The sequence below is a fragment of the Streptomyces sp. NPDC028331 genome (assembly GCF_055565775.1).
Window position 1 is genome coordinate 1 of sequence record NZ_JBVHTR010000001.1, and the last position, 24215, is coordinate 24215.

At 71.8% G+C, this 24215-nt stretch carries 23 protein-coding genes and 1 rRNA gene; 17 read left to right on the plus strand and 7 right to left on the minus strand.

Going from position 1 to position 24215, the window contains the following annotated elements:
- The first annotated feature begins 141 nt into the window (after nt 1–141).
- The 10 genes from rrf to ACZ4SW_RS00050 all read left to right on the plus strand — a co-directional run bounded on the left by rrf (nt 142) and on the right by ACZ4SW_RS00050 (nt 8884).
- Nucleotides 142–258 (plus strand): 5S ribosomal RNA (gene rrf, locus ACZ4SW_RS00005).
- 61 nt (nt 259–319) lie between these two features.
- Nucleotides 320–964 (plus strand): HAD family hydrolase, encoded by a 645-nt coding sequence (locus tag ACZ4SW_RS00010; protein ID WP_468235777.1) that lies wholly within the window; start codon nt 320–322, stop codon nt 962–964.
- A 93-nt stretch (nt 965–1057) separates the two neighbouring features.
- On the plus strand, nt 1058–1843 hold the full coding sequence (locus ACZ4SW_RS00015) for a VC0807 family protein (protein WP_468235780.1): 786 nt from the start codon (nt 1058–1060) through the stop codon (nt 1841–1843).
- A 66-nt stretch (nt 1844–1909) separates the two neighbouring features.
- Complete coding sequence (locus tag ACZ4SW_RS00020) at nt 1910–3205, plus strand: MFS transporter (protein WP_468235783.1); 1296 nt, start codon at nt 1910–1912, stop codon at nt 3203–3205.
- On the plus strand, nt 3156–4328 hold the full coding sequence (locus tag ACZ4SW_RS00025) for an acetoin utilization protein AcuC (RefSeq protein WP_468235786.1): 1173 nt from the start codon (nt 3156–3158) through the stop codon (nt 4326–4328). The genes ACZ4SW_RS00020 and ACZ4SW_RS00025 overlap by 50 nt, the downstream gene beginning before the upstream one ends.
- A gap of 722 nt (nt 4329–5050) precedes the next feature.
- Entirely contained in the window at nt 5051–5866 is an 816-nt protein-coding gene (locus ACZ4SW_RS00030; RefSeq protein WP_468235788.1) for a phosphatase, read from the plus strand.
- 129 nt (nt 5867–5995) lie between these two features.
- Complete coding sequence (locus tag ACZ4SW_RS00035) at nt 5996–6208, plus strand: helix-turn-helix domain-containing protein (protein ID WP_158712621.1); 213 nt, start codon at nt 5996–5998, stop codon at nt 6206–6208.
- A 144-nt stretch (nt 6209–6352) separates the two neighbouring features.
- A complete protein-coding gene (locus ACZ4SW_RS00040; RefSeq protein WP_003948845.1) occupies nt 6353–6451 on the plus strand; it encodes a 30S ribosomal protein bS22 in 99 nt (32 codons plus the stop codon).
- Between the two features lie 304 nt (nt 6452–6755).
- Complete coding sequence (locus ACZ4SW_RS00045; RefSeq protein WP_468235790.1) at nt 6756–7820, plus strand: NAD-dependent epimerase/dehydratase family protein; 1065 nt, start codon at nt 6756–6758, stop codon at nt 7818–7820.
- A 14-nt stretch (nt 7821–7834) separates the two neighbouring features.
- Entirely contained in the window at nt 7835–8884 is a 1050-nt protein-coding gene (locus tag ACZ4SW_RS00050; RefSeq protein ID WP_468235792.1) for a lysophospholipid acyltransferase family protein, read from the plus strand.
- Between the two features lie 108 nt (nt 8885–8992).
- On the opposite strand, the gene ACZ4SW_RS00055 is transcribed toward ACZ4SW_RS00050, so the two are convergent.
- The 3 genes from ACZ4SW_RS00055 to ACZ4SW_RS00065 all read right to left on the minus strand — a co-directional run bounded on the left by ACZ4SW_RS00055 (nt 8993) and on the right by ACZ4SW_RS00065 (nt 13168).
- Nucleotides 8993–10213: a DUF5667 domain-containing protein gene (locus ACZ4SW_RS00055; RefSeq protein ID WP_468235795.1), complete on the minus strand. Its 1221-nt coding sequence runs from the start codon at nt 10211–10213 to the stop codon at nt 8993–8995.
- A 263-nt stretch (nt 10214–10476) separates the two neighbouring features.
- Complete coding sequence (locus ACZ4SW_RS00060; RefSeq protein WP_468235798.1) at nt 10477–11250, minus strand: ECF subfamily RNA polymerase sigma factor, BldN family; 774 nt, start codon at nt 11248–11250, stop codon at nt 10477–10479.
- Between the two features lie 1006 nt (nt 11251–12256).
- Nucleotides 12257–13168, minus strand: coding sequence for an HAD family hydrolase (locus ACZ4SW_RS00065; RefSeq protein ID WP_468235800.1), 912 nt, complete (start codon nt 13166–13168; stop codon nt 12257–12259).
- Between the two features lie 202 nt (nt 13169–13370).
- Here ACZ4SW_RS00065 and ACZ4SW_RS00070 point away from each other — a divergent pair, with 202 nt between their 5' ends.
- The 5 genes from ACZ4SW_RS00070 to ACZ4SW_RS00090 all read left to right on the plus strand — a co-directional run bounded on the left by ACZ4SW_RS00070 (nt 13371) and on the right by ACZ4SW_RS00090 (nt 19081).
- Complete coding sequence (locus ACZ4SW_RS00070) at nt 13371–13661, plus strand: glutaredoxin family protein (protein ID WP_468235803.1); 291 nt, start codon at nt 13371–13373, stop codon at nt 13659–13661.
- A 236-nt stretch (nt 13662–13897) separates the two neighbouring features.
- The gene (locus tag ACZ4SW_RS00075) at nt 13898–14671 is read left to right on the plus strand and encodes a redox-sensing transcriptional repressor Rex (RefSeq protein WP_468235806.1); all 774 of its coding nucleotides are present in this window, start codon (nt 13898–13900) and stop codon (nt 14669–14671) included.
- Complete coding sequence (locus ACZ4SW_RS00080) at nt 14668–16419, plus strand: glutamyl-tRNA reductase (protein ID WP_468235808.1); 1752 nt, start codon at nt 14668–14670, stop codon at nt 16417–16419. The genes ACZ4SW_RS00075 and ACZ4SW_RS00080 overlap by 4 nt, the downstream gene beginning before the upstream one ends.
- A complete protein-coding gene (gene hemC, locus ACZ4SW_RS00085) occupies nt 16416–17378 on the plus strand; it encodes a hydroxymethylbilane synthase (protein WP_468235811.1) in 963 nt (320 codons plus the stop codon). The genes ACZ4SW_RS00080 and hemC overlap by 4 nt, the downstream gene beginning before the upstream one ends.
- Complete coding sequence (locus ACZ4SW_RS00090; RefSeq protein WP_468235814.1) at nt 17375–19081, plus strand: bifunctional uroporphyrinogen-III C-methyltransferase/uroporphyrinogen-III synthase; 1707 nt, start codon at nt 17375–17377, stop codon at nt 19079–19081. The genes hemC and ACZ4SW_RS00090 overlap by 4 nt, the downstream gene beginning before the upstream one ends.
- A gap of 123 nt (nt 19082–19204) precedes the next feature.
- Here the strand turns inward: ACZ4SW_RS00090 and ACZ4SW_RS00095 are convergent, their stop codons facing one another.
- Nucleotides 19205–20197 (minus strand): phospholipase D-like domain-containing protein, encoded by a 993-nt coding sequence (locus ACZ4SW_RS00095; RefSeq protein ID WP_468235817.1) that lies wholly within the window; start codon nt 20195–20197, stop codon nt 19205–19207.
- A 186-nt stretch (nt 20198–20383) separates the two neighbouring features.
- Between ACZ4SW_RS00095 and hemB the strand changes: the two genes are divergently transcribed.
- Nucleotides 20384–21382 carry a porphobilinogen synthase gene (gene hemB / locus ACZ4SW_RS00100; protein ID WP_468235820.1) on the plus strand — a complete coding sequence of 333 codons (999 nt, stop codon included), beginning with the start codon at nt 20384–20386 and terminating at the stop codon, nt 21380–21382.
- Between the two features lie 168 nt (nt 21383–21550).
- On the opposite strand, the gene ACZ4SW_RS00105 is transcribed toward hemB, so the two are convergent.
- The 3 genes from ACZ4SW_RS00105 to ACZ4SW_RS00115 all read right to left on the minus strand — a co-directional run bounded on the left by ACZ4SW_RS00105 (nt 21551) and on the right by ACZ4SW_RS00115 (nt 23144).
- Nucleotides 21551–21673: a hypothetical protein gene (locus ACZ4SW_RS00105; protein ID WP_468235823.1), complete on the minus strand. Its 123-nt coding sequence runs from the start codon at nt 21671–21673 to the stop codon at nt 21551–21553.
- An 81-nt stretch (nt 21674–21754) separates the two neighbouring features.
- On the minus strand, nt 21755–22057 hold the full coding sequence (locus ACZ4SW_RS00110) for a putative quinol monooxygenase (RefSeq protein WP_468235826.1): 303 nt from the start codon (nt 22055–22057) through the stop codon (nt 21755–21757).
- A gap of 31 nt (nt 22058–22088) precedes the next feature.
- Nucleotides 22089–23144, minus strand: coding sequence for an aldo/keto reductase (locus ACZ4SW_RS00115; protein WP_468235829.1), 1056 nt, complete (start codon nt 23142–23144; stop codon nt 22089–22091).
- A gap of 196 nt (nt 23145–23340) precedes the next feature.
- On the opposite strand from ACZ4SW_RS00115, the gene ACZ4SW_RS00120 reads away from it, so the two are divergent.
- Nucleotides 23341–24210 carry a helix-turn-helix transcriptional regulator gene (locus ACZ4SW_RS00120; RefSeq protein ID WP_468235831.1) on the plus strand — a complete coding sequence of 290 codons (870 nt, stop codon included), beginning with the start codon at nt 23341–23343 and terminating at the stop codon, nt 24208–24210.
- Nucleotides 24211–24215 lie beyond the last annotated feature (5 nt).

Here is a 24215-nt window from a genome sequence, read left to right on the forward strand (position 1 = left end):
GAAGCCCGGTGACGGGTGGAGGTGACTGGTACTAATAGGCCGAGGGCTTGTCCTCAGGTGCTCGCGTCCACTGTGTTGGTTCTGAAACCACGAACAACCCCGTGCAGGTCACGCACGGCCGGTTTGTCAGTTTCATAGTGTTTCGGTGGTCATAGCGTGAGGGAAACGCCCGGTTACATTCCGAACCCGGAAGCTAAGCCTCACAGCGCCGATGGTACTGCAGGGGGGACCCTGTGGGAGAGTAGGACGCCGCCGAACAATTTTTGAGAAAACCCCCGTGCTATTCGGCACGGGGGTTTTCTGCGTTTAGGGTCGAGTCATGCGCTATGACCTCGTGATCTTCGACAACGACGGCGTCCTCGTAGACAGTGAGCCCATCTCGAACCGGCTCCTGGCCGCCTGCCTCACCGAGTTGGGGCACCCCACCACGTACGAGGACTCCATTCGGGACTACATGGGGTCGGCCATGCACCGCGTCCACGACCTCGTCCTGGAGCGGACCGGAGAGCGGCTGCCGGACGACTTCGACGACGTCTTCCACGCGCGCGTCTTCGCCGCGTTCGAGCGGGAGTTGAAGCCCGTCGCCGGCGTCGAGAACGTACTGGAGAAGCTGGCCGCCGACGGAGTGCCGTACTGCGTGGCGTCCTCCGGCAGCCACGACCGGATCCGGGTCGGGCACCGCACGACCGGGCTCGACCGGTGGTTCGGCGACGGGCGCGTCTTCAGCTCGCAGGACGTGGGACGGGGCAAGCCGGCACCCGACCTGTTCCTGTACGCCGCCGAGCGGATGGGGGTCGCGCCGGAGAGGTGTGTGGTCGTCGAGGACAGTCCGCTCGGTGTGCAGGCCGCCGTGGCCGCCGGGATGGACGTGTACGGGTTCACCGCCATGACGCCCGCCGAGCGGCTCGACGGTGCCACCCGACTCTTCTCCACCATGGGCGAGTTGGCCGACCTGCTCGTATGACCCGCACCAGGGGACCGGCACTGACATTTGTCATGCCGAGCTCCGGACGATCGTTTCTACTGGCGGACCCGCCGTGGCGGCGAAGCTGAGGGCATGACGACGAACACGGTGTCCCAGCGCCAGAACCAGGGCCAGAAGCAGGGCCAGAGCCAGAGCCAGAGCCAGAGCCAGAGCAAGAAGCAGAACTTCGCGCCGCTCATCAGGGACGTGGCGGTGCCCGTCGGGTCGTACTACCTCTTCAAGGACGCCCTCGGAATGAGCACCTTCGCGGCGCTCGCCTGGAGCAGCGTCCCGCCCGCCGTGCGCACCGTCCTCGGCGTGGTGAAGGAGCGCAAGGTCAACGCCTTCGCCGCCCTCATCCTCTTCGTGAACGTCGTCGGACTGCTGCTCAGCTTCGTCTCCGGCGACCCACGGCTGATGCTGGCCAAGGACAGTGGCGTGAGCAGCGCGATCGGGATCGGGATCCTCGTCTCCGTGGCGCTGGGCAGGCCGATGATGACCGCCGCCGTGAAACCCTGGCTGGTGAAGGGCGATCCGGCCAGGGAGACGGCCTGGGCGCGGCTGCGGAGCGGGTCCGCGGCCTTCCGGCGGGCCGAGCGGGTCTTCTCGCTCGTGTGGGGCGTGGTGCTCCTCGGGGAGTGCGTCGTGCGGGTCGTGGGCGCCTACACCCTGCCCGTGGACACGATGGTCTGGCTCGGCTCCGTCATCCTCGCCGGCGCGATGCTGCTCGGCTTCTTCGTCAGCGGTGCCCTGGCCGCCGGCCCGATGGCGCACATGCTCGCCGCCGAAGTGAGGGAAACGGCCGGGCCGTCCGGGGTCGCCGACGTGAGCGGCGATGCGGTTCCGGCCATCGCCCCCGAGCCCGTCCTCGCCAGGTAAAGCTGAACAAAAATCATCTTCGGCTGGATCTACCCACCAGTAGACCGGGGCCCTACGCTCGCCGCCATGACAGATGTGCTGCGGCGCGGCAGGGCCTCGCTGGCGTTCAGCTTCTTCGCTCAAGGCGCCACCTTCGCACTGCTGGTGACGCGGATTCCGGCCATCCAGGACCGGTACGGCGTCTCCGACGCCCTGCTCCCCGTCTTTCTCGCCGCGGTGCCCGTCCTCGCCGGTGTCGGCAGTGTGACCACCGAGCAGCTCGTCAAGCGCGTCCGGCCCAGTCGGCTGCTGCGCTGGTCCCAGCCCGTCGTCCTGCTCGCCCTCCTCGGCGTCGGGGCCGGCCGGCACATGGCCGCGTTGGCGGTGGCGCTGGGCGCGTTCGGACTGACCGTGGGCGCGCTGGACGCCTCCATGAACATGCTCGGGGTGAGCCTCCAGCGGACGTACGGGCGCAGCATCATGCTCGGTTTCCACGCCGCGTACAGCCTGGGCGGGATCGTGGGTGCCTCGCTCGCCTGGGTGGGCGCGCACTGGCATCTCGCGCTGTGGGTGTCGTATCTGCCGGTCGTCGTGGTGCTGCTGCCGGCCGCCCTCGTCGGGAGCCGGTGGTACGTCGACGGGCGCTCGGCCCCGTCGCCGGAGGCCGAGAAGACCGAGAAGGCCGAGAGAGCCGAGGCGACCGGGAACATCGGGGAGGTCGGCAAGGTCCGGGAGATCGGGGAGGGGCGGGAGGGCGAGGCGGGGCCCGTCGTCTTCCGGCTGTTGCTGCCGCTGTGCCTGGTGATGACGTTCGCCTACATCGGGGACTCCACCGTCTCCAACTGGAGCGCGAAGTACCTCCAGGACACGCTCGGCAGCTCCGAGCAGCTCGCGACCGTCCCGTACAACGTCTACATGGTCACCACGCTGCTCGGGCGGTCCCTCGGGGACTTCGGGGTGCGGCGGTTCGGTGCCGTGGCCGTCGTACGGCTCGGGGCGCTGGTGGCGGCGCTCGGGTTCGCCGTGGTGGCGGGGGCGCCCGGGGCCTGGGCCGGGATGCTGGGGTTCACCCTGCTGGGTCTGGGGCTGTGTGTGCTCGTGCCGCAGACGTTCGCGGCCGCCGGGCGGCTGTTCCCGGGGGCTTCGGACACGGCGATCGCGCGGCTGAACATCTTCAACTACGTGGGCTTCCTCGTCGGCTCGCCCTTGGTGGGCGCGCTCGGGGACGCCTGGAACTACCGGGGCGCCATGCTCGTGCCGATGGCATTGGTCCTGGTGACACTGGTGTACGCCCGTTCGTTCAAGCCCGGACAAGACCGATACGGTGGCGGACATGAGCGGCCGCGCACAGCTGATGTGGGACGAGGCAGTAACGGGCTATGACTTCGGTCGGGACCATCCGATGGATCCGATCCGGCTCGCGCTGACCCGGAGACTGGTCGGCGCCTTCGGGCTCGACCGGGACATCGACGTGGTCGCGGCGAAGCCCGCCGGCGAGTCGACGCTGCGGCTGGTGCACCGGGAGGACTACGTGGCGGCGGTGAAGGCCGCGTCCGCGGACCCGGGGGCGGCCGACGGGGCGTACGGGATCGGGACCCTGGACGACCCCGCGTTCGCCGGGATGCACGAGGTGTCCGCGCTGATCGCGGGGCAGTCGGTCGGGGCGGCGGAGGCGGTGTGGCGGGGGGAAGCGCTGCACGCGGTGAACTTCGCGGGCGGGCTGCACCATGCGATGCCGGGCAGCGCGTCGGGGTTCTGCATCTACAACGACGCCGCGCTCGCCATCGCCCGGCTGCTGGAACTGGGCGCGGAGCGGGTGGCGTACGTCGACGTGGACGTGCACCACGGGGACGGGGTGCAGGCGGCGTTCTGGGACGATCCGCGGGTGCTGACGGTGTCCCTGCACGAGCATCCGCGGACGCTGTTCCCGCAGACCGGCTGGCCGGAGGAGACGGGCGGGCCGAGCGCGGAGGGCAGCGCGGTGAACGTGGCGCTGCCGGCGGGGACGGGCGACGCGGGGTGGGTGCGGGCCTTCCACGCCGTCGTGCCGGAGCTGATCGCGGACTTCCGGCCGCAGGTGCTGGTGACGCAGCACGGTGCCGACACCCACTTCGAGGATCCGCTGGCGCACCTCGCGGTGTCGCTGGACGCGCAGCGGGCGGTGCAGGTGGCCTGTCACGACCTGGCGCACGAGTACGCGGGCGGACGGTGGGTCGCGCTGGGCGGGGGCGGCTATGCGGTCGTGGAGGTCGTGCCGAGGTCCTGGACGCATCTCGTCGCGATCGCGGCGGGGCGGCCGGTCGAGCCGGAGACCGTGATCCCGGAGGGGTGGCGGCAGGAAGTCTTCGCGCGGACGCGGCAGTTGGCGCCGGCGCGGATGACGGATGGGCGTTGGCCGGTGGCGTTCGCGGGGTGGGAGGCCGGGTACGACCCGGCCGACCGGCTCGACCAGGCGGTGTTGGCGGCACGCAAGGCGGCGTTTCCGCTGCGCGGGTTGCTGGCGTAGCCCTGCCGGGCGGGTGCGGGTTGGTTTCGCCCCCGCCGCCCCTACCCTTCCCGACCTCCAGGGGCTGCGCCCCTTCAACCCCGCCGGGGGCTCCGCCCCCGGGACCTGGCGGGGACTGCGTCCCCTGCACCCCTCGCAGGGCTCCGCCCCTGCACCCCGCCGGGGCTGCGCCCCTGCACCCGGCCGGGGGGCTCCGCCCCGGGACCCCTTGCGGGGACTGCGTCCCCTGCACCCCGCCAGGGGCCCCGCCCCGGGACCCCTTGCGGGGACTGCGTCCCCTGCACCCCGCGGGGCTGTGCCCCTTCAACGACACTGAGGCCGCGCCCCTTCAACCCGGGAGTTCGGCCCCCGGGGTCCCGGCTGGGGCTGCGCCCCTGCACCCCGCCGGGGGGCTCCGCCCCGGGACCCCTTGCGGGGACTGCGTCCCCTGCACCCCGCCGGGGGGCTCCGCCCCGGGACCCCTTGCGGGGACTGCGTCCCCTGCACCCCTCGCAGGGCTCCGCCCCTTCAACCGCCGACGGCTCCGCCGCGCACCCGCGCGGGCCCCCGCCCCAGACCCGTTCGGGGCCGACGGCGGGGTCTGGGGGCGGGGTCCCCAGGGAGGGGAAGGGTAAGGGCGGCGGGGGTGTAGCGGGGGTGGGGGTGGCGGTGGTTACGCCGACTGTGGGGTGTTCTGTGCGTTCCGGGGGTGTGGCCGTGGTGATTGGGACAGCATCGCTGGCGTGTTGAGCACCGGCGCACTGCGTGCGCATCTGCTGGCCGCCCGGCTGGCCGGGCCCGTGGCCACCTCGCGGGAGGAGAGTCTGCGCAGCTATCGGCTCTTCGCCGCCCGCGACCCCCGCGCACTGATCGGACTCGATCCCGAATGGACGTGGAGTCCTGAGGATTTGATCGAGTTGATGGCGGACAAGTGTGGAGTTTCGGCCGATCCACGGTATGTCTCCGGTCACGATGTGATCGATCCGGACCGCACGCTGGAGGGTCTGGAGGCCTTCGCCGAGCGCGTCGCCAGGGCCGCCTGGCGCCGCGAGACGGTCCTCCTCGGCACCGGCCACCCGCACCGGCTGCTCGGCTTCTACGCCGCGCTCGCGGACGCCCTGTCGGCGGCGGGATGTACCGTCCTCACCCCGGCGCAGGGTCGCTGTGTCGACATAACGACCCGGTTCGGCCTACGTACGTACAACCTTGATTACGTACGAGGAGTCGCCCTCGTACGAGAACCGCGCTCCGGAAGAGCCGGTTGTGAGCCCGGCGCGCACACGCACTCGCCGCTCCCGGTTCGCACCGTGCTGGCCGCCGCTGCGGAAGACGGAGGGCCGTTGCCGGAACTGGTCATCGGAGACCACGGCTGGGTCTGCGGAGCAGGTCAGCTCGGGTTCGAGGCGATCGGCCTGGCCGATACGGACGATCCCGCGCTGTTCGTCGGCGAGGCGGAGGGGCGGGTGTCCGTGGTCGTTCCACTTGATGACGCTGTGCGGTCTGATTACTACCGACCGCTTACTCGCTATGTACTCAATCGAGCGTGTCTGTCACAGTAGGCCGCGGATGCCATCCCCTCTTCCCCACTCGCATCACCCGCCCCTACATTGGGGAGTGAGCACGCAGCGACGAAGAGTCACCGGAAGGGGAAGCCGGTGGCCGTCGAGTGCGGAAGGTGCAGGTGTGTCATGGCTGCAGCTGGCGAGAGGCCTCTGAACGAGGTTCAGTTCCTGACCGTGGCGGAAGTCGCCTCGGTGATGCGCGTGTCCAAGATGACCGTGTACCGGCTGGTGCACAGCGGTCATCTGCCGGCGATCCGGGTGGGAAGGTCGTTCCGGGTCCCGGAGCAAGCGGTTCACGAGTACCTCCGCGACAGCTATGTGGGGGTGGAGACGGTCTGACGGCGCCCCCCTGAGGCCCGTTGCGGCCTACGGGGGGACCTCGATTACGACCTCAGCGCTCGGGTTGGGTAGGCTAGCCCCTCGTAGGTCGTATGGGCCCATGGCGCCCAGCACCGAGTGATGAGAAGTGAGCGAGGGTAAGTCGTGGGCTCTGTTATCAAGAAGCGGCGCAAGCGGATGGCCAAGAAGAAGCACCGCAAGCTGCTGAAGCGCACCCGCGTTCAGCGTCGCAACAAGAAGTAGGGCGCGTCCCCGACCCGGGGCCGCCCCTGCTTCTGCGCGAGAGCGCGCGAGACCCCCCACCACCGGTGGGGGGTCTTTGTCGTTTTCCGGGTGCGGCCCGGTCCTCCCGGGGCGCGCTGTGCGTACGCCTGTGACGCGAATGGCTTGGTCTGGTCATACGTACGGGTGTGTCGTCACTTCGTGCATCGGGCGGCCATCACAGCGCAACACCGAACCGCTAAGTTGGCCGCATACGGGGAACGCGGCAGGCTGGCGGACACAGCTACGTCCACTACTGGACGCGACGGGAAGAGAGGCGCTGATCTTGGGCAAGGTCGTGCTCGTGACCGGAGTGGCCCGCCGGCTCGGCGGCCGGTTCGTACGACGGATCCAGCGTGACCCGGAGGTCGACCGCGTCATCGCGGTGGACGCGGTCCCACCCGAGCACCATCTGGGCGGCGCGGAGTTCATCCGGGCCGACATCCGGCAGCCCACCATCGCCCGGGTGCTCGCCGAGCACTCCGTCGACACGGTGGTCCACATGGACGTCACCGGCACGGCGCTGGGCAGCGGCAGCCGGGCCACGGTCAAGGAGACCAACGTCATCGGCACCATGCAGCTGCTGGGTGCCTGCCAGAAGTCCCCGAGCGTCACACGGCTGGTGGTGAAGTCCAGCACCAACGTGTACGGGTCCGCGCCCCGCGACCCGGCCGTGTTCACCGAGACGACCCCGCCCAAGTCCCTGCCGAGCGGCGGCTTCGCCAAGGACACCGTCGAGGTCGAGGGATACGTACGGGGCTTCGCGCGGCGCCGGCCCGATGTCGCCGTGTGCGTGCTGCGGTTCGCCAACATCCTGGGCCCGGGCGCCGACACGCCCCTGGCGTCGTACTTCGCGCTGCCCGTCCTGCCCACCGTGTTCGGCTACGACCCGCGGCTGCAGTTCGTCCACGAGGACGACGTGATCGAGGTGTTGCGGATCGGCGCGCACGAACCGCGGCGCGGCACCCTCAACAGCGGCACGTTCAACGTCGCCGGCGACGGGGTGCTGCTGCTGTCGCAGTGCGCGCGGCGCCTGGGCCGGCCCACCGTGCCGCTGCTGCTGCCCGCCGTCACCTGGGTCGGGTCCGCGATGCGCACGCTGGGCATGACGGACTTCTCACCCGAGCAGATCCGGCTGCTCACCCACGGCCGGGTCGTGGAGACGGACCAGATGCGCGAGACGCTCGGCTACGAGCCGAAGTACACGACCGCGGAGACCTTCGCGGACTTCGCGCGCAGCCGCGGGCCCGGACTGCTGCCGCCGGAGGCCCTCGCGGGGGCCGTCGACCGGATCGCCGCACTGCCCGTTCTGGGCGGTGGCCACCCCCCGACGACGCCTACCGCCCACTGAGGAGCGCATCAACGATGGCGGACGCCAAGGTCATTCCGTTCGACGACGACCGGTCCCGGGGCGCTGCCGTGCAGCGGCCGTCGCGGCGCCGGAGCGCGGGGAGCAGCCGGCTGAAGGGGGAGCCCGCGGTGGTCCGCGAGGTCCAGCCCCTGCACGGCGGGGCCCTCCCGCAGGATGATGTTCCCGTGACAGGTGAGGAAAGGCCGCCGGCCCGCTCCCGGGAAGGGAGCCTGGAGCGGCGTATCGCCGGGGGGCTGGCCTTTCTGCGGCGCCGCCTGACGGGCGACTACGAGGTCGACGACTTCGGCTACGACGAGGAGCTGACCGACCAGGTCCTGATGTCGCTGCTGCGGCCGGTGTACGAGAAGTACTTCCGGGTCGAGGTGAAGGGCATCGAGAACATCCCGGACAAGGGCGGGGCGCTGATCGTCGCCAACCACTCCGGGACGCTGCCGCTGGACGGTCTGATGATGCAGGTCGCCGTGCACGACAACCATCCGGCGGGGCGCCATCTGCGGCTGCTCGCGGCCGACTTGGTGTTCGTGCTGCCGGTGGTCAACGAACTGGCCCGCAAGGCCGGGCACACCCTGGCGTGCGCGGAGGACGCGGAACGGCTCCTCGAGCGCGGTGAGGTGGTCGGGGTGATGCCGGAGGGGTTCAAGGGGATCGGGAAGCCGTTCGGCGAGCGGTACAAGCTGCAGAGGTTCGGGCGGGGAGGGTTCGTGTCCACGGCGCTGCGGGCCGGGGCGCCGATCATTCCGTGCTCGATCGTCGGGGCGGAGGAGATCTACCCGATGATCGGCAACGCGAAGACGCTGGCTCGGCTGCTGGGGTTCCCGTACTTCCCGATCACGCCGACGTTCCCGTGGCTGGGGCCGCTCGGGGTGATTCCGCTGCCGACGAAGTGGACGATTCAGTTCGGGGAGCCGATCGCGACGGACGGGTATCCGCCGGAGGCCGCGGAGGATCCGATGCTGATGTTCAACCTGACGGATCAGGTGCGGGAGCAGATCCAGCACACGTTGTACAAGCTGCTGGTGCAGCGGCGGTCCGTGTTCTTCTGAGTCCGTTGACTCCGTTGAGTCCGTGTTCTTCCGAGCCGTGTCTTTCGGTGTACGACGACGGGGGCGCCCCTTGCTGGAAGGGGCGCCCCCGTCGCAGTCGCCCGCGGACTAGGACTTGGTGTCGTCGCCGTCGATGCCCAGGCCCGGGAGCAGGCCGGGCAGCAGTGGCGGGAGCGTGACGTTCGGGCCCGAGGACGGGGTTCTGCCGGCCGACGGGGAACTGCTCGCGCTGTCCTTCGGGGGGTCCAGAAGGCCGCCTGTGCCGCCGCCGAGCAGGCCGTCGCCGGCGCTGCCGGAGCTGGACGGCTGGGGCTTGCCGCTGCTGCCGTGGGTGCCCGGTGCGGAGCCGCCGGTGGTGCTGGGGGCCGGCGCGTCGGGGTCGGCGGAGCCGGAGGAGCCCGGGGCGGAGCTCCGGTGCCGGCCGGGGCCGCTCTGGGACGGGGGCTGGGGCAGCAGCGACTGCAGCGGCGCGACATCCCGGTCTATGGCGTCGAAGACCGACGAGACCTGCTGACTGACGTCCCCGAGCTGGGCGGGCAGCCGCTCGCGCAGGGCGCCCCAGGCCTCGCGGTGGGACTCGGAGAAGGCGGAGAGGGCCTGGATCGGGGCGAGTGAGCCGTCCCGCTCGTACGCCTCGTGCAGCAGGCGGTGGCCTTCGGACGCGTCCTGCCGCATGCCGGTCAGGGTGCGGCGGACCTCGGTGAGGGACTCGTGGTCGAGGTGGCCGGCGCGGTCGCGCTCCATCAGCCGGCGGGCCTCGCTCAACCGGGTCGACGCCTGGTCGAGGTAGAGCCGCCCGCGGTCGTTGTCCCCGTCGGCGAGGTCGAGTTTGACGTCCTCGATGCCGCGTTTGAGGCCGTAGAGGGAGTCACCGGGCAGGGCGTCGGAACTGGCGGCGGCGACTCCGCCGAAGGAGGCCGCGGCCACGCCGACGCTGAGTCCGCCCGCGGCGAGACCCTTGGTGAGCCGTGTCCGCGGCCGCAACTTCCCCAGCGTCGTCGCCCGATGGGCGCCCCGCCCTTGTCGCTGCCTGGGGACCGAAGGGTCCGCCGCCTCGCCCGCCGGTGCCGCGCCCTCCCGGAACATGGCCTCCATGGCGGCCACCAGCCGCGCGCGCTGGACGACCTTGACCTCGGGGTCGAGCGCGGGCCTGGGCAGCTCGCCGAGACGGGTCGCGAGGCCCGACAAGCGGGTCTCATCGGTCCGTTCCGCGGCAGTCGGGGCCGGTCCTCCGGGCTGCTCGGCCGCCGCGCCCCGGTCGTCGGACTGCTCCTCCAGGGCCTGGGCGAAGGCGTTCGCCCGCCGGTGCGCCGATACGTTCGCGATCACTGGCGGCACCTCCTCTCGTCATGACGGTCGACTCCCCAGGGGGTCCTGAGGGTTGCACGCGCTGACCGCATCCACACGATCGAGTGATCAAAGAGGGTCAGGGTGTGACCACAGGGAGCCTGTATCCCGCACAACGAGCGGCTCGGCACTTGGGTTACGGACGGCGGATGATCGGATCGCGAACACAACGGGCTTGTACGGTCGGTGAGTTGACGGTTGCTCTCGGTGTCCGCCCGGGTGCGGGCGGAGGCGGTTCCGGGGTCTCAGCGGGCGTCTTCGGGGAGGAGCCGGGCCAGGGTGCGGACGGCCCGGTACTGGAGGGTCTTGATGGCGCCCTCGTTCTTGCCCATCACGCGGGCGGTCTCGGCGACGGAGAGGCCCTGGAGGAAGCGGAGCGTGACGCACTCCTGCTGCTGGGGGTTCAGCCGTCGCACGGCGTCGAGCAGGGCGGCGTTGGAGAGCGACTCCAGGACCGAGTCCTCCGGGGAGCGCTCGACCTCGTTGGCGTCGAGCATCTCGCCGGTCGTCACCTCCAGCCGGAAGCGGCTGGACTTGAAGTGGTCGGCGACCAGGTTGCGGGCGATGGTGACGAGCCAGGCGCCGAAGTCGCGGCCCTGCCAGGTGAAGGTGCCGATGCGGCGCAGGGCGCGCAGAAAGGTCTCGCTGGTGAGGTCCTCGGCGGTGGCCCGGCCTCCGACGCGGTAGTAGATGTAGCGGTAGACGGTGTCGCTGTACTGGTCGTACAGGCGACCGAAGGCCTCGGCCTCGCCGGCCTGGGCGCGCTCCACGAGGTCCATCATGCGGGCGCTGTCGCTGTCCGCGGCCGGGCGGCGTGCGGTGGGGGCGGCCGCGCCCGAGCGGCCGCGCCTGCCGACCGCGGCGCCGCCGTCGGCCAGTGCGTAGCACGGGCCGACGGGGGTGGCGGTGGCGAAGGCGGGGGCGGCGTACGCGGTGGGGACGAAGCCGCGCAACAGCTCGTGGACCGTCGCGCGGAGCGTAGCCAGGCCCGAGGCGTCAACCCCGACGTGTGGGTACACGGGACTCCCAGAGGCAGAGCTTCCATCACGTGCAGTGCGGGACCGTTCACCCGTCGTAGCGACGGAGGGGTACCGGTTTGCGTCTGAGGAGAATAACGCTTAGTACAGGCAGCGCTACACCCAGTTGCTCAAATCATCGATTACGTCGCTTCTGTAACCGATTGACGCCCGCTCAAGTGCCAGACAGTGACCGTTTGTTGATCGAATGAGTCCGGCTTCCGTCTGAGTGCGGGGCGTGTTGTGGCCGGGTGCCGGGTGGGGGAGTGCTGGGGCCGGGGGCGGGGTAGGACCCCCCGAATACGCCCACCGGCCACAAGTCGCCCCCGGCCACGGCACTTTGCCCCGGTCCCGCCGCCCCTGCCCGCCGCTTTCCGGGGACCGCCGCCCCCGGAGTCCCGCCGAGGAGGGCGCGCCACGGCCTGGAACCCCTCCCCGGGAACGCTCCGTGCACGCTGCGTACAGGGGCCCGGCCCGGCGCCGGGCCGAACGCCGACCTGAAGCTTCACCTGAACGGCACGCCTGCGGCGGCCTCTGAGCGGGGGAGGCCTCCCGGGGAGCGGGGTCCAGGGGCCTGACGACGGGCGAGGGCCGCCCCGGCCGGCGGTTGCGGTGCAGGCACCGAGGGCGGTGCAGGGCCCGGTGGCGGTGCAGGGCTCGGTTCCGGTGAAGGTGTCGGCCGTAGCGCTGGGGTCAGCGGCGGCGGTGCAGGCGCAAGGGTCGGCGGCGGTGCAGGGACCGGTGGCAGCGCAGGGGCCGGGAGCGGTACGGGGCCCGGAAGCGGTGCAGGGCCGACAGGGGCCGCGCAAGGAACCGGTGGCGGTGCAGGGACCGGCGGCAGCGCAGGGGCCGGAAGCGGTGTAGGGCCGACAGGGGCCGCGCAAGGACCGGTGGCGGTGCAGGCACCGGCAGCGGTGCAGGGGCCGCGCAGGCACCGGCAGCGGCGCAGGGGCCGACAGGGGCGGTGCAGGGCCCGGTCCCGGTGCAGGGACCGGCAGCGGTGCCGGGGTCAGCGGCGGCGGCGGTGCAAGGCGATCGCTGCCGCTGTGCCCCCTGCCACCGCGCCCACGCCGGCCGCCGCCGGCAGGCCGACCTTCGCCGCCTTGCGGGCCGTGCGGTAGTCGCGCAGGCGCCAGTCGCAGGCCCGGGCGTGTTTGCGGAGCTTGGCGTCCGGGTTGATCGCGTAGGGGTGGCCCACCAGCGACAGCATCGGGATGTCGTTGTGCGAGTCGCTGTACGCCGCGCAACGCGAGAGGTCCAGCCCCTCCGCCACCGCCAGTGCGCGCACCGCCTCCGCCTTCGCCGGCCCGTGCAGGGGCTCGCCCACCAGGCGGCCCGTGTACACGCCCTCGACCGACTCGGCCACCGTGCCCAGGGCTCCGGTCAGGCCCAGCCTGCGCGCGATCACCGTGGCGATCTCCACCGGCGCGGCCGTGACCAGCCACACCTTCTGGCCCGCGTCCAGGTGCGCCTGCGCCAGCGCCCGCGTACCCGGCCAGATCCGCTCGGCCATGTACTCGTCGTAGATCTCCTCGCCGATCGACATCAGCTCGGAGACGCGGTGGCCCTTGACGATCGACAGCGCCGAGTCCCGCGCGTCCTGCATGTGCTCGGGGTCCTCCACCCCGGCCAGCCGGAACCACGCCTGCTGCCAGGCGAACTTCGCGAGGTCCCGGGTCTCGAAGAACTTCCGCTTGTACAGGCCCCGGCCGAAGTGGAACAGCGCGGCACCCTGCATCACCGTGTTGTCCAGGTCGAAGAACGCCGCCGCCCGGTCGTCGCCGTGGACGGGGAACGGCTGTTCCTGGTCGGAGACCTCCTGCGAGGTCTTGCGCGCTGCCTCCGCCGAGGCCTCGCCTGCCAACACGCTCCGCGCCGTGGCGGAGCGCCTACGGGGAGTGAGCCATCCGAGAGCGGCCATGACGCGAGCATAGCCACTCTGTTCGGTGGTTCCGGACTTGAGAGGTTTGGAGGCCGTGAACTCTCCGCGACCGTGTCGTTAAAGGGCTCACGGGGAGCTGTACTCGGCGCGGCGTGGGCCTACCGTCGGCGCGGCGCGGGCCGGGGCGTGCGGCCGCCGGGGTGGGCCGCGGGAGCTGCCGCGGCCCCGGTCCGGGGTCAGAATGGCCGACATGAGTCCCATCTTTCGGCGCAACAGCAGTGGCCAGGACCCGCGCGAGCGGCTCGTCACCCTCATCCGCAAGCCCGGGTGTCATCTCTGCGACGACGCGCAGGCCGTGATCGAGAAGGTCTGCGGCGAACTGGGCGTGCCCTGGGAGCAGAAGGACATCACCCAGGACCGGCGGCTGCACGACGAGTACTGGGAGCAGATCCCCGTCGTCCTCGTCGACGGCGCCCAGCACACCTTCTGGCGCGTCGACGAGCAGCGGTTGCGCAAGGCGCTGACCGCATAGTCCGGGGCGGCCCGGAAAGTCGCCTAGGATCGACGGCGACTGGTCTCGGGGGCGGGGATCGTTGAGGAGAGTGTGCGGTCATGCCCCCAGGAACACGGCGCGTGACCCCGGTCACGTTGGCCGGGCAAATCGGACACCATCTTTGTGCACGCGTTCACAAAGACATAGCCTGCATTCGACGGGGCGGTCTGGGGACGTACGACCGCCCGCAGCCCCGCTCTACCCGCAGGAGCACCGTGGCAACTGGCCGAACTCACCGACCGGCGACCCGCAGCCGAGGGATTCCCGAGGCCACCGTCGCCAGGCTTCCGCTGTACCTCCGAGCCCTGACCGCGCTGTCGGAGCGCTCGGTCCCCACGGTCTCCTCCGAGGAGCTGGCGGCCGCCGCGGGCGTGAACTCCGCGAAGCTGCGCAAGGACTTCTCCTACCTCGGCTCCTACGGCACCCGGGGCGTGGGCTACGACGTCGAGTATCTCGTCTACCAGATCTCCCGTGAGCTGGGCCTGACGCAGGACTGGCCGGTTGTGATCGTCGGTATCGGCAACCTCGGCGCGGCGCTGGCCAACTACGGCGGGTTCGCCTCCCGCGGCTTCCGGGTCGCAGCCCTCATCGACGCCGACCCGGCCCTCACCGGCAAGGCCGTCGCCGGCATTCCGGTCCAGCACACGGACGACCTGGAAAAGATCATCACGGACAACGGCGTCTCGATCGGCGTGATCGCGACCCCCGCGGGCGCCGCCCAGCAGGTCTGCGACCGCCTCGTGGCTGCCGGCGTGACCTCCATCCTGAACTTCGCGCCGACCGTGCTGAACGTCCCGGACGGCGTGGACGTCCGCAAGGTCGACCTCTCCATCGAGCTGCAGATCCTCGCCTTCCACGAGCAGCGCAAGGCCGGCGAGGAGGCCATCGCCGAAGCGCTGCCGGACGGCCTGCCGGCCGCCGCCGCGACGGCCACGGAGTCCGCCGACAAGGGGCCCGACGGGGATGTCCCCGCCGTGATGCCGGCATGAGTCTCCTCGTCGTCGGGCTGAGCCACCGCAGTGCACCGGTCAGCGTCCTGGAGCGGGCCGCGCTGACCGCGGACGCCCAGGCCAAGCTGATCCAGGACACGGTCGCCGCCGAGCCCGCCACCGAGGCCGCGGTGCTCGCCACCTGCAACCGCATCGAGCTGTACGCGGACGTGGACAAGTTCCACGCCGGTGTCGCCGAGCTGTCCACGCTGCTCGCCCAGCACAGCGGGGTCGGCCTCGACGAGCTGACCCCCTACCTCTACGTGCACTACGAGGACCGGGCCGTCCACCACCTGTTCTCGGTGGCCTGCGGGCTGGACTCCATGGTCGTGGGCGAGGGGCAGATCCTCGGGCAGATCAAGGACGCCCTGGCCACCGCGCAGGAGCAGCACACCGCCGGGCGGCTGCTGAACGACCTGTTCCAGCAGTCCCTCAGGGTCGGCAAGCGCGCCCACTCCGAGACGGGCATCGACCGCGCCGGGCAGTCCCTGGTCACCTTCGGCCTGGAGCAGCTCTCGGCGGGTGCGCCGGTGGAGACCTGGGCCAAGGGCAAGCGTGCCCTGGTGATCGGCGCCGGCTCCATGTCGTCGCTGGCCGCCGCCACGCTCGCGCGCGCCGGGGTCGCCGAGGTCGTGGTCGCCAACCGTACGAGGGAGCGCGCCGAGCGCCTGGCGCAGATCCTCACCGAGGGGGACGACACGGACGTACTGGCGCGTGCGGTGCCGATGGAGACGGTCCCGGACGAGCTGACACGTGCCGACGTCGTGGTGTCCTGTACGGGCGCGACCGGTCTCGTCCTCACCGCCCAGGCGGTCGCCGCGGCCCTGGAGGGCCGGGTCGGCGGACCCGTCGCCGAGGACACCGCCTCCGCGCCCGCCGCACGGGCCGCCGGCCCGGCTCCGATACGCGGTGACCTCCCGCCCACCGGCCCGGGCACCGAGGAGGGCTGCCCGCTCGAGAAGTCGGCCGTGCAGGGCGCCGCCCACTTCTCGGTGTTCGGCGAGGCCGCCGTCGCCGGGATGCCGGCCGCCGAGCTGGAGCAGCACGCCGTATGGGTGGACAAGGGTGCCGAGGAGCCGCGCGGCGGTCGTACGGCCGCCGCCGCGGACCCGGAGGGCGAGGCCGAACTGATCAGCGCGCTCGCCGCGACCGTCACCACGATCGGCCGGATCCCGGAGCGGCGCCGCCCGGAGCCCGTCGTCGAGGCGCCCCGCCCCGCGCCCGTGCTGTCGCTGCTCGACCTCGCGATGCCGCGCGACATCGACGCGGCCGTGCACCGGCTGCTGGGGGTACGGCTCGTCGACATCGAGTCGCTCGCCGAGGCCTCCGCCGACGCACCGATGGCCGCCGACGTCGACCAGGTCAGGAGTATCGTCTCCGACGAGGTCGCCGCGTTCGGCGCCGCCCAGCGCGCCGCGCACATCACACCGACCGTGGTCGCGCTGCGCTCCATGGCCGCCGATGTGGTGGCCGGCGAGATCGCGCGCCTGGAGGGCCGGCTGCCCGGCCTCGACGACAAGCACCGCGCAGAGATCACGCAGACGGTGCGCCGCGTCGTGGACAAGCTGCTGCACGCGCCGACCGTACGGGTCAAGCAGCTCGCGGCCGAGCCCGGCGGCGCCGGCTACGCGGACGCGCTGCGCACGCTGTTCGATCTGGACCCGGAGACGGTCGCCTCCGTCTCCCGGGCGGACGACACCAACAGCACCGAGAACACCGAGAACGCCAAGAACCGAGGGCGAGCATGAGTGAGCATTCACCACTGAGGCTCGGCACCAGGCGCAGCAAGCTGGCCATGGCCCAGTCCGGGCAGGTCGCGGACGCCGTACGCCAGGTGACCGGACGGCCCGTGGAGCTCGTGGAGATCACGACGTACGGGGACACCTCCCGCGAGCACCTCGCGCAGATCGGCGGCACCGGTGTGTTCGTGACGGCCCTGCGCGACGCGCTGCTGCGCGGCGAGGTGGACTTCGCGGTGCACTCCCTGAAGGACCTGCCGACCGCGCAGCCCGAGGAGCTGGTGCTGGCCGCCGTGCCGGTGCGCGAGGACCCCCGCGACGTGATCGTCGCGCGCGACGCCCTGAAGTTCACCGACCTGCCCCGCGGGGCGCGCATAGGCACCGGTTCGCCGCGCCGCATGGCGCAGCTCAACGCGTACGCGCGCGACCACGGCCTCGACATCGAGACCGTCCCGATCCGCGGCAACATCGACACCCGGGTCGGGTACGTCCGCAGCGGAGAGCTGGACGCCGTGGTCCTCGCCGCGGCCGGGCTGAGCCGCATCGGGCGGATCGACGAGGTCACCGACTTCCTGTCGGTCGACACTGTTTTGCCCGCCCCCGGCCAGGGGGCACTGGCGATCGAGTGCGCCGCGGACGACGCGGACCTGATCGCTGCGCTCGCCGAGCTCGACGACCCGTACACACGGGCCGCCGTGACCGCCGAGCGGTCCCTGCTCGCCGCCCTGGAGGCCGGTTGCAGCGCCCCCGTGGGCGCGCTGGCCGACCTGTTGGCCGACGGGCAGGTTGTCAAGGAAATGCGCCTGCGCGGGGTCGTCGGAACACCCGACGGCCGGGCGCTGGTGCAGCTGTCCACCACCGGTCCCGTGCCCGAGACGCACGACCAGGCAATGGCGCTCGGTCGCGAACTCGCCGCCGAGATGCTCAGCAAGGGCGCGGCCGGTCTGATGGGGGAGCGAGCACATTGAGCCCCACCACCCTTCCCGCCGGCCTTGAACACGGGCACGTCACCTTCCTCGGTGCCGGACCCGGAGATCCGGGGCTTCTCACACTGCGCGCCGTCGAGGCGCTGGCCAACGCGGACGTCCTCGTCGGCGAGCACGAGGTGCTCGACGTGGTACGCACGCATGCCAGAGCGGGCGTCGCCGTGCTCAACACGGACACGGACCCCGCCACGGGTACGTATCCGGGCGCGGGCACGCCTCAGCTCACGGTTGTTGACGCCGAGTCAACAGCCGCTGGTGTCCCTGCGTCGCGGGATGCCGCACATCTTGTCATGGAGGCTGCGCGGGGCGGCAAGCGGGTCGTCCGTGCGGTCTCCGGCGACCCCGGCCTCGACGCGTACGCGGCCGGGGAGATGCTGGCCTGCGCCGCAGAAGGCGTGCCGTTCGAGGTCGTGCCCGGCATCGCGACCGCCGTGGGCGTGCCCGCGTACGCGGGTGTGCCGCTGCGGGACCCGCAGGGCGCGGACGTCCGGTTCGTGGACGCCCGCACCGCTTCCGACCGCTGCTGGACGGAGGTCGGCGCCTCCGACGGCACGGTCGTGGTGTCCACGACGCTGGACTCGGTGGCGGCCGCCGCCGGGGAGCTGGTGGCCGCGGGCCGCAAGCCGGACACCCCGATCACGGTGACGATCGCCGGTACGACGACGCGGCAGCGCACCTGGACCGCCACCCTCGGCTCCATCGCGCAGACGCTCAAGCAGGCGAAGGTCCTGCCGTCCCCCGAGGGCGGGCGGCCGGTCATAGCCGTGGTCGGTGAGCGTTCCGCCGCCGCCCAGCGCGAGCAGCTCTCGTGGTTCGAGAACAAGCCGCTGTTCGGCTGGAAGGTCCTCGTGCCGCGCACGAAGGAGCAGGCCGCGTCGCTCTCCGACCAGCTCAGGTCCTACGGGGCCGTGCCGTACGAGGTGCCGACGATCGCGGTCGAGCCGCCGCGCACGCCCCAGCAGATGGAGCGGGCGGTCAAGGGCCTGGTGACGGGCCGGTACGAGTGGATCGCGTTCACGTCGGTCAACGCGGTGCGGGCGGTGAGGGAGAAGTTCGAGGAGTACGGCCTCGACGCGCGCGCCTTCGCGGGCATCAAGGTCGCCGCGGTGGGCGAGCAGACGGCGAACGCACTGGTGGCCTTCGGCGTGAAGCCGGACCTGGTGCCGAGCGGCGAGCAGTCGGCCGCCGGTCTGCTGGAGGACTGGCCCCCGTACGACCCGGTGTTCGACCCGATCGACCGCGTGTTCCTGCCGCGTGCCGACATCGCCACGGAGACCCTGGTCGCCGGTCTGATCGAACTGGGCTGGGAGGTCGACGACGTCACGGCCTACCGTACGGTCCGCGCCTCGCCTCCGCCGGCCGAGACGCGGGAGGCGATCAAGGGCGGCGGCTTCGACGCGGTCCTGTTCACGTCCTCGTCCACGGTCCGCAACCTGGTCGGCATCGCGGGCAAGCCGCACAACGTGACGGTGATCGCGTGCATCGGCCCGGCGACGGCGAAGACGGCCGAGGAGCACGGTCTGCGGGTGGACGTCATGGCCCCGGAGCCGTCGGTCCACAAGCTGGCGGAGGCCCTGGCGGACTTCGGCCTCAGGCGCCGCGCCGCCGCGCTGGCGGCCGGTGACCCGGTGACCCGGCCGAGCGAGCGCAGGCCTGGGGCGCGCAGGCGGCGGTCGACGACGTGAGGCGGGGCGGAGGGCTCCTTGCCGGGGCCCTCCGCCGGACCCGCGCCCGGTGATCGGCGCGTCTGTTCCACGCCGGGCCGGCGGGTGCCCCCGGCCGGTCCGGGGCACCCGCCGGTCACCGGGTCACGCCGCGGTGCCGCCCGCGTAGTCGCTGTTGAACGTGGTTTCGACCGTCTGGGCCACCGGCTGGGCCACGCCCGTGCCGGTCAGGATGATGCCCAGTTCCCTGTTGTTGCTCAGGGAGTTGCTGCTGATGTTCATGGAGCCGGCCTCGACCTCCTGGGTGGACAGGCCGTAGTCGGCGACCATGGCCTTGGCGTGGATGTAGAAGCCGTTGGGGTCGGAGTAGCCGACGACGGTGCCGCCCGCGGCCTTGATGGCGGAGACCTCGCTGGAGTAGCTCGAGGGGTCCTCCAGGACCACGCGGACCTTCACGCCCGCCTTGGCGCGCGCCACGATCGCGTTGACCACCGTGCTGTCGCTGAACTCCAGTTCCTCCACGTCCAGGGTCTTGGTCGCGGAGTTGACGAAGGAGACCAGGCGGTTGCGGGAGTCGGTGGGGGACCACAGGAGGTGGTCGCCGTCGGTGGGGGTGATCGAGGTGGCCGTGTAGTCGGCGTTGAAGACCTTCTCGATGGAGGCGACGTCGCGGGTGTCGTCGGTGAAGACGCCGTAGTCCCGGCTGGTCGTGTAGTACTGGGACGTCAGGTTGCCGGTCATGACCAGCGACTTGACGCCGTCGACCGTGATGGTCTTCTGGTGGGTGTAGACGAAGGCGGAGGACGACCAGACGACGCCTATGCCCGCGTTCTTCAGGGACGTGTAGGCGGAGTTGTTCGCGCTCTGGTGCTGGCGGTCGAGGATGACCCTGACCGTGACGCCCTTGTTCTTCAGGGCTATGAGGTCGTTGACGGCGGTGGTGTCCTCCAGTTCGTAGATGGTCATGTCGAGCGTGCTGGTGGCCGAGTCGATGAAGTCGTAGACGGTGGGCTGGCTGCCGCTCTGGGAGAAGGCGAACGCGGAGTAGCTTGCGGCGTTCGCGGGGACGGCGGTGGCGACGACGGCGGCGCCGGCGGCCAGGGCGACGCCCGCCCGGCCGAGGACCTTCCACAGCATGCGTGACTCCTGTCGGGAGGCAGGGGAGTGGTGCTGGCGCGGGCATGACACCACGCGCGTAGAACGCTGGGGAGGCGTGCGGTTCCAGGTACGGCCAGGGGAGCGCAAAGACTTCGTATCGCGGCCCCTCCGGGCCCGACAGGGCGTCGGCAAAGGCGGGGGCCGGGCGGGCGTAGCGTAGGAGGCATGACGAAGTACGGATCCTTCCCCGGCACGCGTCCCCGGCGGCTGCGGACCTCGCCCGTCATGCGGCGGATGGTCGCCGAGACCCGGTTGCATCCCGCCGACTTCATCCTCCCGGCGTTCGTCAGGGAGGGCGTGAGCGAGCCCGTGCCGATCGCGTCCATGCCCGGTGTCGTGCAGCACACCCGGGACAGCCTGAAGAAGGCCGCGCTGGAGGCCGTGCAGGCCGGGATCTCCGGGATCATGCTCTTCGGCGTGCCCGAGGAGTCGAAGAAGGACGCCGTCGGGACCCCGGGCACCGACCCGGACGGGATCCTTCAGGTCGCCATCCGGGACGTGCGCGCCGAGGTCGGCGACGACCTCCTCGTCATGTCGGACCTGTGCCTGGACGAGACCACCGATCACGGGCACTGCGGTGTGCTCGACGCCAGGGGCCGGGTCGACAACGACGCCACCCTCGAGCGGTACGCCGAGATGGCGCAGGTCCAGGCCGACGCCGGCGCCCATGTCGTGGGGCCCAGCGGGATGATGGACGGTCAGATCGGCGTCGTCCGCGACGCGCTGGACCAGATCGGGCGCGAGGACGTCGCGATCCTCGCCTACACCGCCAAGTACTCCTCCGCGTTCTACGGGCCGTTCCGCGAGGCCGTCGCCTCCTCGCTGCAGGGCGACCGCAAGACCTACCAGCAGGACCCGGCCAACTGGCGCGAGTCGCTGCGCGAACTCGCCCTCGACCTCGAGGAGGGCGCCGACATGGTGATGGTCAAGCCGGCCGGGCCCTACCTCGACATCCTGGCGAGGGTCGCGGACGCGGTCGACGTGCCCGTGGCCGCGTACCAGATCTCCGGCGAGTACGCCATGATCGAGGCCGCCGCCGAGAAGGGCTGGGTCGACCGCGACCGGGCCATCCTGGAGACCCTGACCGGCATCAAGCGCGCCGGTGCGCGGAACATCCTCACGTACTGGGCCACCGAGGTGGCGCGCACGCTCCGCGAGGACTGAGAACCGGACGGCCCCGGCGCCGGCCGGACGTGGTGCCGGGACCGGGGCTGCGTCCGCTTCATCGCGTCCGCGGCCGTCGCCGTGCCTTGCTCGTCGAAGTGGAACGACGTGCCCGACACCATCGCGCCGAACTCCTCCTCCGCGTCGGCCCGACAAGGCGACGTGGCATCAGGGCGGCGACGCAGGCTGCATGGAGTGCCCCGGCCCCCACCACCGAGCGCGGAACCGGCCTGCCTGTCCCTCATCGGCCTTCTGGTCGGCGGCTTCGTTGGCGCGGTCGATCTCGGCCATGTGCTCCTCCGCCCAGGTCCGCAGCCCCGCGAGCGCGGCTTCCAGGGACAGTCCGGGTCCGCCGGTCCGTCGGCCGGGCTTTCACGGCCCGGCCGCGCCGGACGGCGTCAGCGTCCGCACGATCTCCGGTTCGGCGAGCACGAGGTCCAGGACCTGCCGGAAGTGCCGGTGGTGACCGCCCGCGAGGTGTTCGCGCAGCGCCCGCGCATCGGCCCACTCCGCCACGTTCAGCATGCGGGCGGGGCGGTTGGGGTCGACGTAGGGCTGGTACGCGAGGCAGCCGCGTGCCTCCAGAGAGGGCTCGATCATCGCCTCCAGGGCGGTCCGCAACCGGTCCTCCCGGCCCGGTACGGCCAGGTATTCCGTGAGGATGACCAGGGGCACGGAGGTGTCTCCCTTCGCACGCGGTCCCGGGTCACGGGCGGGCGGGGCCGCTGCCCGCGCCGGAACGGACGATCGCCTCGGCGATCTCGTCCAGGTCGTCCGGCGTCAGCCGCAGCGAACCGGCGCCGATCCACCCGTCGACCTGTTCGGGCCTGCGTGCGCCGACGATGGCGCCGGTGACGCCCGGCCAGGCCAGGGTCCAGGCGATGGCGACCTCGGAGACGGTGGCCGTGTGCCTCTCGGCGACCGGGCGCAGCGCGTCGGCCAGGCGGAGGTTGGCGTCCAGGCCGGTGGTGAAGTCGTGGTGCGCCCGCCGCCAGTCGTCCGCGGGCAGGTTCGCGGCACGCTCGGCGGTGAACGTTCCGGTGAGCAGGCCGGACTGGAGGGGCGAGTACACGATCACCCCGGTGTCGTGGGCCCGCGCCCAGGCGATCTCGGGGGTGGCCGAGCGGTTGATGGCGGAGAACGGCGGCTGGATGACGTCGACGTGGGCGATCCGCTCGGCGGCCTCGAGCTGATCGGGCGTGTGGTTGGACAGCCCGATCGCACGGACCTTGCCCTCCGCCTTGAGGTCCGCCATGACCTGCCAGTACTCCTCCAGCGGGGTGGCGTCGGGGGAGACGGCGCCGGAGCCGTCGCCCACGAACTCCAGGGATGCGCCGGTGTCCGGCCAGTGCACCTGGTAGAGGTCGATGCGGTCGACGCCGAGGCGGCGCAGCGAGTCCTCGATCTCGCGGCGCACACTGGCCGGCTTCATGATCCGGCGGGGCGCGGCCTGCGGGTCGGCCGGGTCCCAGACCAGCCCGACCTTGGTGAAGACGTAGGGGCGCTCGGCCTCGGGCAGGCCGGCGATCGCCTTGCCGACCAGTTCCTCGGAGTGGCCGAGCCCGTACGCGGGCGCCGTGTCGATCCAGTTGACGCCCGAGGTGACCGCGCGGCGGATGGTGGCGATGGAATCGTCGTCGTCGGTGGGGCCCCAGCCGAAAAGCCATCCGGAGCCCGACACCGCCCAGGAGCCGAAGCCGACGCGGGTGATGTCCATGCCGGTGGTGCCCAGCGGAAGGGTCTGCGGGTCGGTTGCCCTCATGTCGTGGAACTCCCTGTCGGAGGCGCTGCCTCGGAGACGGCCGCGGGGTCGTGGCCCGCCGGCCGGCCGGAACCGTTCCGGCGCGCTCCACTGTCGTCGCGTCCGAAGACCCGACCCAGGGCCGGGGCGTGCCTGGGCACGGCATGACCAGGAATCACGGTGGCAGCGGCGGAAGGCGGTTGCCGATACTGGCCGCATGGCACTGGACAGACGCAGGGAGCTCGGAGAGTTCCTCCGCTCCCGCAGGGCACGGCTGCGGCCCGAGGAGCTCGGCTTACCGGACTACGGGGGCCGCCGCCGCGTGCCCGGACTGCGCCGTGAGGAACTCGCCCGGCTGGCCGGCGTGAGCGTGGACCACTACGTGCGGCTGGAGCAGGGCCGGACACTGCACTTCTCCCAGGAGGTGCTGGACGCGGTCGCCCGCGCCCTGCGCCTGGACACCGTGGAACGCGAGCACCTGTACCGGCTGGCACGCCCCTGGCCGCGGCCGGAGACGGAGCACGGGCACGGCGCGCAGCGGACGCAGCAGGTGCGCCCGGGGCTGCGCCGCCTGCTGGAGTCGACCGCCGAGGTCCCGGCCTACGTCGTCGGCCGCAACACCGACGTCCTGGCCTGGAACCCCTTGGCGGCGGCGCTGATCACCGACTTCGGCGCGCTGCCCCCGCACCAGCGCAACCTGGCCCGTCTCGTGGTCCTGGACGAGGGGATGCGCCATCTGTACGCCGACTGGCACGGCAAGGTCGGTGACGTGGCCGCCTACCTCCGCCTCGACGCCGCGCGCCACCCCGACGATCCGCGCACCGCGGAGCTGCTGGACGAGTTGCGCGCGGCGAGCCCGGTGTTCCGCGAGGCGTGGTCGCAGCACCGGCTCAAGGACAAGACGCACGGGCGCTACGTCTATCGCCACCCCGTGGTGGGCGAGCTGGACCTCGGCTTCGAGACCCTGCGCCTGCCCGACGACCCGGACCAGGCGCTGATCGCCCACACGGTGGAGGAGGGTTCGCCCTCGCAGACGGCACTGCGCCTGCTGGCCGCCTGGGCGGGCCAGACGGTGCCGGCGGGCTGAAGGCT

What these genes read in the sequence shown, in the direction of transcription:
- ACZ4SW_RS00010 (WP_468235777.1), top strand. Translation starts at nt 320, where the DNA reads ATGCGCTATGACCTCGTGATCTTCGACAACGACGGCGTCCTCGTAGAC.
- ACZ4SW_RS00015 (WP_468235780.1), top strand. Translation starts at nt 1,058, where the DNA reads ATGACGACGAACACGGTGTCCCAGCGCCAGAACCAGGGCCAGAAGCAG.
- ACZ4SW_RS00020 (WP_468235783.1), top strand. Translation starts at nt 1,910, where the DNA reads ATGACAGATGTGCTGCGGCGCGGCAGGGCCTCGCTGGCGTTCAGCTTC.
- ACZ4SW_RS00025 (WP_468235786.1), top strand. Translation starts at nt 3,156, where the DNA reads ATGAGCGGCCGCGCACAGCTGATGTGGGACGAGGCAGTAACGGGCTAT.
- ACZ4SW_RS00035 (WP_158712621.1), top strand. Translation starts at nt 5,996, where the DNA reads ATGGCTGCAGCTGGCGAGAGGCCTCTGAACGAGGTTCAGTTCCTGACC.
- ACZ4SW_RS00050 (WP_468235792.1), top strand. Translation starts at nt 7,835, where the DNA reads ATGGCGGACGCCAAGGTCATTCCGTTCGACGACGACCGGTCCCGGGGC.
- ACZ4SW_RS00065 (WP_468235800.1), bottom strand. Translation starts at nt 13,168, where the DNA reads ATGGCCGCTCTCGGATGGCTCACTCCCCGTAGGCGCTCCGCCACGGCG.
- ACZ4SW_RS00070 (WP_468235803.1), top strand. Translation starts at nt 13,371, where the DNA reads ATGGCCGACATGAGTCCCATCTTTCGGCGCAACAGCAGTGGCCAGGAC.
- ACZ4SW_RS00080 (WP_468235808.1), top strand. Translation starts at nt 14,668, where the DNA reads ATGAGTCTCCTCGTCGTCGGGCTGAGCCACCGCAGTGCACCGGTCAGC.
- hemC (WP_468235811.1), top strand. Translation starts at nt 16,416, where the DNA reads ATGAGTGAGCATTCACCACTGAGGCTCGGCACCAGGCGCAGCAAGCTG.
- ACZ4SW_RS00095 (WP_468235817.1), bottom strand. Translation starts at nt 20,197, where the DNA reads ATGCTGTGGAAGGTCCTCGGCCGGGCGGGCGTCGCCCTGGCCGCCGGC.
- hemB (WP_468235820.1), top strand. Translation starts at nt 20,384, where the DNA reads ATGACGAAGTACGGATCCTTCCCCGGCACGCGTCCCCGGCGGCTGCGG.
- ACZ4SW_RS00105 (WP_468235823.1), bottom strand. Translation starts at nt 21,673, where the DNA reads ATGGCCGAGATCGACCGCGCCAACGAAGCCGCCGACCAGAAGGCCGAT.
- ACZ4SW_RS00115 (WP_468235829.1), bottom strand. Translation starts at nt 23,144, where the DNA reads ATGAGGGCAACCGACCCGCAGACCCTTCCGCTGGGCACCACCGGCATG.
- ACZ4SW_RS00120 (WP_468235831.1), top strand. Translation starts at nt 23,341, where the DNA reads ATGGCACTGGACAGACGCAGGGAGCTCGGAGAGTTCCTCCGCTCCCGC.